The following is a 7,360-nucleotide window of genomic DNA, read 5'->3' on the forward strand; positions in this document are numbered from 1 at the left end:
AACAATCTTCATTTTTTATCGACAAATTCATCATCTTTCTGTTAGAGGTAATGCGTCCTCCGTAGAAAGTGCGTACTCCACAAGCAAAGGATGTTTTATGACATCAACGAACCGCAAAAAAACTGGGCCCAAGGTATCTGTCATTGTGACCACCTATAATTGGCCAAAAGCCTTAGACTGTGTTTTACATGCACTCCAGAATCAGGACTATGATAACTATGAAGTGATTGTCGCCGACGATGGTTCGAAACCTGAAACGAAATCCCTCATAGATCGCTACAAAGCCTTGCCCCATTTCAACTTAAAGCACTATTGGCAAGAAGACGTTGGCTTTCGAGTCTCTAAAGCCCGCAACGGGGCCTTTAATACATCTACTGGAGATTACATTATCTTTACCGATGGTGATTGTATCCCTCTCCCCAACTTCATTAGAAAGCATGTGGAATATTCTGAAGCCGGTTACTTTACGACGGGACGACGTTCGTATATTCGCAAACCCATGACCCAACGCATTTTTAAAAATGGTTTTCATATTGAAACATGGGGACGCTCTGTTTGGTTTCTTCTTTCCCTTTGTGCCCAAGCCAATCGCCCCTTTCAGTTTCTTCCCCTCTTACAAAGCCGTTCAAGCCGCTCAGCTTACCAAGATAAATGGGAAAGAGCGCAGACATGCAACCTTGGGGTGTCCCGAAAAGACTTTATATCTGTGGGCGGATTTGATGAGCGCTATGAAGGATATGGACAAGAGGACTCGGATTTTGTGATCAGGCTCCTTCGATCTGGCATCAAGCGTATCAATATGGAATACGTTGGCCCCGTCCTTCATCTGTATCATTCACGTAAACAATCCTACACGGGCCCCAACAAAAATGCAGACTACTTCTCTGAAACCTTCAGTGGTTCAAACACCATGGCAAAGAAAACATCCGTAGGATAATTGTTACGCTACGTTTATGCTGACTTGCGATATGCTGCTATGCTACGCTACGCTACGTTTACGCTGACTTGCGATAGGCGGCAATTTTAGATGTAAAATGGGAAAATGCCGACTCAACTGATAGCTCTTCCCGTTCACCCGTTCGACGGTTTTTCAGCTCAATCTGTCCCTTTGCAAGTCCTCTTGGCCCCACGATGAACTGCCAAGGTAATCCAATAAGATCCATATCTGAAAACTTAGCACCTGGTTGCATCTCCCTATCATCATAAAGGACATCCAAATTAGATTCTTGGAAGGCGGCATACAAGTCGTTACACATTTTATCGGTGCCCACATCTCCAACTTTTAAGTTGATGATCCCTGCCGTGAATGGCGCAACACTCTCGGGCCACTTAATGCCATGATCGTCATAATTGGCTTCAATAATGGCTCCCACAAGTCGAGACACACCTATACCATATGATCCCATTTCCACAGGAACCAACGATCCGTCAGGTCCAGCGACCGTCGCCCCAAGTGCCTCAGAGTATTTGGTGCCAAAATAGAAAATATGCCCCACCTCTATGCCACGGGCCGTTAAAAGATCTTCCTCCTTTACGGGGCAATTCTTAGGGTCGTGCATGTCATCGGCTGCAGCATAAAGAGTTCTCATATGGTCAACATCTAGATCAGCCCCACTGATCTTTTCGAAGGCCTTATCATAGAAGACTTCGCTCTCGCCAGTTTTTGCCAGAATTTGAAATTCCTGACTCATATCACCCCCAATGGGGCCTGGATCGGCTTTAACTGGAATCGCCACAAGTCCCATGCGGGCAAAAGTCTTCAGATAAGCCTCATACATATTCTTGTAGGAAGCTTCGGCACCCTTTCTATCAATATCAAAGGAATAATTATCCTTCATCAAGAACTCACGACCACGCATAACACCAAATCTGGGGCGAATTTCATCTCGAAACTTCCACTGGATCTGGTAGAGATTCTTAGGCAGATCTTTATAGCTCTTGATATACTTTCTAAAAATATCAGTGATCACTTCTTCATTTGTGGGGCCATAGAGCATTTCCCGGTCATGACGATCCTTTATACGGAGCATTTCCTTGCCATAACTATCATAGCGCCCACTTTCTTTCCAAAGATCTGCCGGCTGAAGCGTTGGCATAAGGACTTCCTGACACCCTGCACGATCTTGCTCTTCTCGAACAATTTGTTCAATTTTATGAAGAACACGTACCCCCAAGGGAAGCCATGAATAAATCCCCGCACTTGTTTGACTGATCATCCCTGCACGCAACATCAAACGATGGGACATGACTTGGGCTTCGCTGGGTGTTTCTCTCAACGTAGGCAAAAAATACTTGGATAATTTCATAATGGGCCTCTATTTCATACGTAGAAACTTGTAACATTCCTCGCCCTACCTTGACCAGATCCAAATGGCAAGGCGGCATAAAAAAAGGGGGCCAACGCGGCCCCCTCTTCTTGATTATTATAAGGAAGACTAGGCAGCTCTTCCTTCAAAGGTGTTCTTTAACGTTTCTTTCGTCGCTTCGGTCCATTCAATCATCTCTTTAAGATACGCTTTCTGGTCCGCATTCAAAAGATGCTTGCGATCTTTTCTCCAGTTGCTCAACTTGAATGTCGCCGTCTTGATAGCGTCAACTCCATCTACTGTAGGATCAAAAGAATAAGTAACCTTCAAAGATCCACCATATTGAGCCAAATCATAAACAGCTTTGAAGACCAGGTCAGTCGTAAAGTCGATATCATTGGTTTCAATAAAGCTTTGTCCTAATTCAGAACCTTTTAGTGGCCTTAAAAGCAAGTAGGCCAAACTTAGAGGACGAGGCTCACCGCGTGGCTTTTTCTTCTGATTAATACGACCGGTAAAAAACTCGGAGGCATAGAAGTCATGCTTAATTTCTTCAGGCTTTGTTCTGTATTGCTTCCTGTCATACCCAAGTGTCGTTTCGACGCGTACTGCAGCCAATAGCTTGTCACCATCTAACTGAAGGAGCTTTACATCAGCCTTAGAGCTTTCATGTCCCGCTGGGGTAACTTTAGACTCAGAACAAACCCAAGTTCCTTCTGGTAGCGGAATCGTGTTACTGCCAACTGTAACAGCTCCCTCAAGCTGTTCACCCTGTGTGGGCATTGACTGCTGATGATTCACTTGGGAACAAGCAGCCAGAATGACTGTTAATAATAATAATGGATAATGGCGCATACTCTGATACCTTTCTATCTATATCTAAACCACATACTTAGAAGTGCCCGGCGGCACTAATTCTATCTAAAGATAGCTCAACACAATTTGATTAAAATCTATTATTTTCAACGGGAATAACTACACCCATATTTATACGAAGTAAAGAAGGTATTTTGCAAAATCCCATTTATTTTTCAGAAAAGTTGTCTCTTTCCTACACAAAATGAAGGACTTTTCAGAGAAATCCCTATAGAATGTACCTAAGGAGTTATACAATGAAGGGTGGTTATTTCATGCGTTGCCTATATCTTTCTATCACAGTCTTACCCCTCATTTTTGTCCAAGAAGTTGCTGCAGACTCCCTCAAAAATCCCGCAAAGAAGATAACCAAAACTGAATTAAAATCACCGTCAAATAAGGCTGATTCCAAAAGCTCAGGCTCTGCGAAAGGAAAGAAGCCCTTAGATTGCGATGGTAAAAAAATACGCTACCAGAATGACCCAACACCCGCCATAGAAGAATGTATAAATCATCTACTAGATAAAGAAAAAACGACTGGCCTTTCAAAGCAAATCCTCCTTAAAGATAAAGCGAAAAAAAAAGCCGAAAACAAGGAACAAAGGCAAAAATTACAAGACAGAGACAGAGCAGCCCATAAGAAAAGATTAAAGTCTATAGAAGACAAAAAAGTGGATGACCTTAATGCAAGACTCATGAGGCGCGAAGCAGAAGATTATCATAAGGCAAAACGCAGCAGAAGAAAACAAACGAATCGACACTGGCACAAAAATTACAGAAATAAAATTCGGTAATATTCGAAAAAATTGCAGATCATCGTATCTGCTCCACCCAAGGAAGTTGCAGCGTTAATTTAGGACATTTCACATTTGCATTATATGCATATCCAGATAGAAAAATCTGAGCTAATTTAAAATTATTAAAGGCGAAAAACTACAGGAAAACAAAGGATTTCATGTAACTTGCATTCAATGCATACCGTCTATGTTAAAATTCTACTAACATATTAAAATTTCTCCTCTATATTTACGAATATATGAGATTGTCGATTTTGAATTTTTTCACTTTGAGCATTTGATTTGCTCGCTAGTTTTTTGGAGATTCTGTTATGAACCTTGCCCGTGATTATAATGTTACGGTTATACCAGCAGAGAATGAAGCCCCGTTTGCTGATGTTTTAAAAAAGTTCGAAACTCTTGGTTTCAACTATTTATCTCATGGCGTCGTGTCAGCCGATAAAGATGTTTCCGTCTACTTTTCGAATAGTCGCTGGGGCAAAATTTACGAAGAAAAATCTCTAGGGGATAAAGATCCGTCTCTGCATTTCATCGAGCAAGAAAATAGAGTCATGTTTCCGTGGAGTAGTATTGAGAAATCAGAGGTCATGTCCCTCCGCCAAGAAACCTGTAACATTGAAGACGGTATTTCTATATACGCCCACGCATCGGATGGTGGCGGCGTTGTACTTGGTCTTGGGGTCAAGAAAAGAGAAGACATGGCGCGACTGGCGTGGAACTTCCCCAAATCTGAGATAAAGCAAGCCATGGAAGAGTTGATGTCTGTACATCAAGAGGTAAAAGACCACCAGGCATAATAGTGAGGTTTATTGCCAATAAATAGAGGTGATGCCGAAAAGTTGTACTAGATAATCTCTTAAAAAACGTCCTCCAAAACCACCGAAGCAGCCACCATCAATATTTTCCACTAATCCGGATAGAAATAACAATTTGGAATCAAAAGGATTTTGGCGTAAATCAGTCAACGCCCAGCCTCTCTGGAGCATCTCCACTACATTGAGCCCTGTTTCAGGATCAATCCCACTCTTTTTGAGATGAACTGCAAGTTTTTCAAGATTACGTGGAAGAGTCTTTTGTAAGTCATTTCCAGAAAGCGTTTTGGAAAACTCCTCAATTTGTTTTCTTAAGGTTATAAAAGTTAACCTTGAACTCAAGGGAAATAGTCTCTCTCCAATCGCTAGAACTTCTGTCTTATAGGGGGCTACAATTTTTTTGTTAAAGTCATGAACATTCATGCCTTGAGATAATTTAACGAATTGGTCGAGGACTTTTTTTAGAAAAACAATATCTTTATCAGTAATTGTAAAATCAACCTTTTGTGCCCGTCCTTGATACTGCTTGTTTTCAGGATTTTTTTTCCCTTTTTCTAACAAGCTAAGCCCAGATTGTAGGTCAGACTCTAAATTATTTAAATTTGAGGTAATTCCCTTGGATCCTCCACCTAGCTTAGCAATATTGTTCTTACCCTGACTTGGTTCCCCAAGTGCTTCTTTGGATTCGAATAATTTCGGCCCAGTCCAGAATTTAGCAATATAACTCTTACCACCATTAGGTCTATATTTTTTCACCAAAGCCTTATAGACCTCATCTTCACTAAGACCCTCTCTTAGCATACTATCTCTTTCTCTAATTATCTTGTGAACTGCCCCTGCATCTGACACCGGGAATATTCCACACGAGGCAACCATTAAAAAAGTTAATAAACTGCGTAAAATAATCCTCTTCATAATAATGATCTTTCAACTACTTAGTTATCTATTAATCCCGGAACAGTAACATAATATAATCTATAAATATAATAAAAATGTATTTATGTATTGGTAGAATATATAGAGATCTCTGCATAATAAATCTGATATAACCTATTGATATAAATTAATAATAGGCTAAGATAGGGCATTCTTTAATGAAGTAAGGAGCCCAAGTATGACCTGTTTTGCCGAGATGTTAGTAACGCAAAAAGCCGATTCGAAGCATAGGCTAGATAAGATTCACGATATTGTTCGCTGGAAACGATTTGGTTATAGATTAGAAAAGGTCCTAAAGCGTTCAGAGCTGGGCCCAACAGGATATCCACCACTCAATCTATTCAAAGCCCTAGTTCTTCAGAACCTGTACGGACTCTCAGACCCAGAGATGGAAGATATGTTATATGATCGGTTATCTTTCCGAAGATTTTGTGGCTTTAGTCTAACGGAGAAGATGCCGGATGAAACGACGATCTGTCGTTTTAGAAGCGCTCTGCAAGGGCACACAGAGAAGCTGCTATCCATGGTGAATCAATATATTGAATCACAGTATTCGTAGCAAATCAGGGACGATAATAGATGCGACAGTCATAAGGTCAAGTGTTCGGCCTCCAGCCGGAGGATCTGTCTCAGAAAAAGATCCAGAGGCAGGATGGACTAAAAAAGGAGGCGAGTTTATTCACGGCTACAAAGCCCATGTAGGATAAGATGCTAAAATAGGATTGATTAATCGAGTGATAGGCACTTCAGCAGATGTTCACGACAGTCAGGTGTTTGAACAATTGCTGGAAGGAGATGAGCCGTTTGTAACGGCGGACAAGGCTTATGACAGTAAGAAACATAGAAAGATGCTGAGGGAGCACGCTATAGAAGATTGGCTATTGCACAAGGGGAGGAAGAATCAGAAATTATCTCGGTGCCAGATTGAGTTAAATAAAATGTTCAGCAAAACCCGTTGCAAAATAGAAAGAATATTTGCTCAGTGGAAAGTCCATATGGGACTCAACCGCTGTCGATACAAGGGCTGGTCTAAACATCAAGTGCACTTTGATCTTATGTCTATCGCCTATAATCTTAAACGTGCAGTAAATATTCTCGCTACTTAGATTGGATTAGTGCGCCTAAAATCTGCCTTTTTGAACCATTTGAGGTTCAAAAAGGAATGATACTCCTTAAATATTTCATTTAAATCCGACTTCTTCACCTTCTTTAAGGGCTCTCGAATTTACTCAGAGGTCTCCAACCAATACATATGAGACAAAATAAGGAAAATAAGTATCTCAACTGCTAACCTAAATATGCTCTTTAGCTCTCTTCCCCTGCAAAGCAGAATGACGCCTAGTTAAAAATGGCTTGACTATTTTTACAATTTTTTCAATTATTAATCCTATATTTTTAAGTGAGTAAGGAGAATGAAAATGATTCATAAGTTTTCATTAAGAGCTTTCGCTTTTCTACTGATGGGATTCCTTTTCTCAAATTCTTCAACAGATTATATTTTTAGCTAGAAGACCAACCCAAAATCCGCGATAGGAAGTTACATTTCTCCTTCAAGTTCAAGGGGACGCAGTTTTTTCGATCGAGCGCGAGTTTTTTTAGGTGTTAAATTTTTAAATCAGCAATAATTGACCCAAAGCGCTAAAAGTTACTCTAA

8 protein-coding genes are annotated in these 7,360 nt (G+C 40.8%); 5 read left to right on the forward strand and 3 right to left on the reverse strand.

The annotated features are described in order from the left end of the window. Positions 1 to 97: 97 nt before the first annotated feature. Positions 98 to 937: a glycosyltransferase family 2 protein gene (locus HOL16_07520; GenBank protein MBT5390529.1), complete on the forward strand. Its 840-nt coding sequence runs from the start codon at positions 98 to 100 to the stop codon at positions 935 to 937. A 58-nt stretch (positions 938 to 995) separates the two neighbouring features. Here HOL16_07520 and HOL16_07525 read toward each other — a convergent pair whose 3' ends face one another. Together HOL16_07525 and HOL16_07530 are read right to left on the reverse strand one after the other, a co-directional pair. Next, on the reverse strand, positions 996 to 2,306 hold the full coding sequence (locus tag HOL16_07525; protein ID MBT5390530.1) for a proline--tRNA ligase: 1,311 nt from the start codon (positions 2,304 to 2,306) through the stop codon (positions 996 to 998). A gap of 129 nt (positions 2,307 to 2,435) precedes the next feature. After that, the gene (locus HOL16_07530; protein MBT5390531.1) at positions 2,436 to 3,161 is read right to left on the reverse strand and encodes a hypothetical protein; all 726 of its coding nucleotides are present in this window, start codon (positions 3,159 to 3,161) and stop codon (positions 2,436 to 2,438) included. A gap of 257 nt (positions 3,162 to 3,418) precedes the next feature. On the opposite strand from HOL16_07530, the gene HOL16_07535 reads away from it, so the two are divergent. Next, complete coding sequence (locus tag HOL16_07535; protein MBT5390532.1) at positions 3,419 to 3,955, forward strand: hypothetical protein; 537 nt, start codon at positions 3,419 to 3,421, stop codon at positions 3,953 to 3,955. Between the two features lie 314 nt (positions 3,956 to 4,269). After that, positions 4,270 to 4,755, forward strand: a complete 486-nt coding sequence (locus tag HOL16_07540) for a hypothetical protein (GenBank protein ID MBT5390533.1) — start codon at positions 4,270 to 4,272, stop codon at positions 4,753 to 4,755. A gap of 9 nt (positions 4,756 to 4,764) precedes the next feature. Here the strand turns inward: HOL16_07540 and HOL16_07545 are convergent, their stop codons facing one another. Further along, positions 4,765 to 5,685 (reverse strand): hypothetical protein, encoded by a 921-nt coding sequence (locus HOL16_07545; GenBank protein MBT5390534.1) that lies wholly within the window; start codon positions 5,683 to 5,685, stop codon positions 4,765 to 4,767. Between the two features lie 199 nt (positions 5,686 to 5,884). On the opposite strand from HOL16_07545, the gene HOL16_07550 reads away from it, so the two are divergent. Both HOL16_07550 and HOL16_07555 read left to right on the forward strand, forming a co-directional pair. Then, positions 5,885 to 6,265 (forward strand): transposase, encoded by a 381-nt coding sequence (locus HOL16_07550; GenBank protein ID MBT5390535.1) that lies wholly within the window; start codon positions 5,885 to 5,887, stop codon positions 6,263 to 6,265. A gap of 175 nt (positions 6,266 to 6,440) precedes the next feature. After that, complete coding sequence (locus tag HOL16_07555) at positions 6,441 to 6,812, forward strand: transposase (protein MBT5390536.1); 372 nt, start codon at positions 6,441 to 6,443, stop codon at positions 6,810 to 6,812. The last annotated feature ends 548 nt before the right edge of the window (positions 6,813 to 7,360 follow it).

It is taken from the genome of Alphaproteobacteria bacterium (assembly GCA_018662925.1).
Taxonomy (GTDB): domain Bacteria; phylum Pseudomonadota; class Alphaproteobacteria; order 16-39-46; family JABJFC01; genus JABJFC01.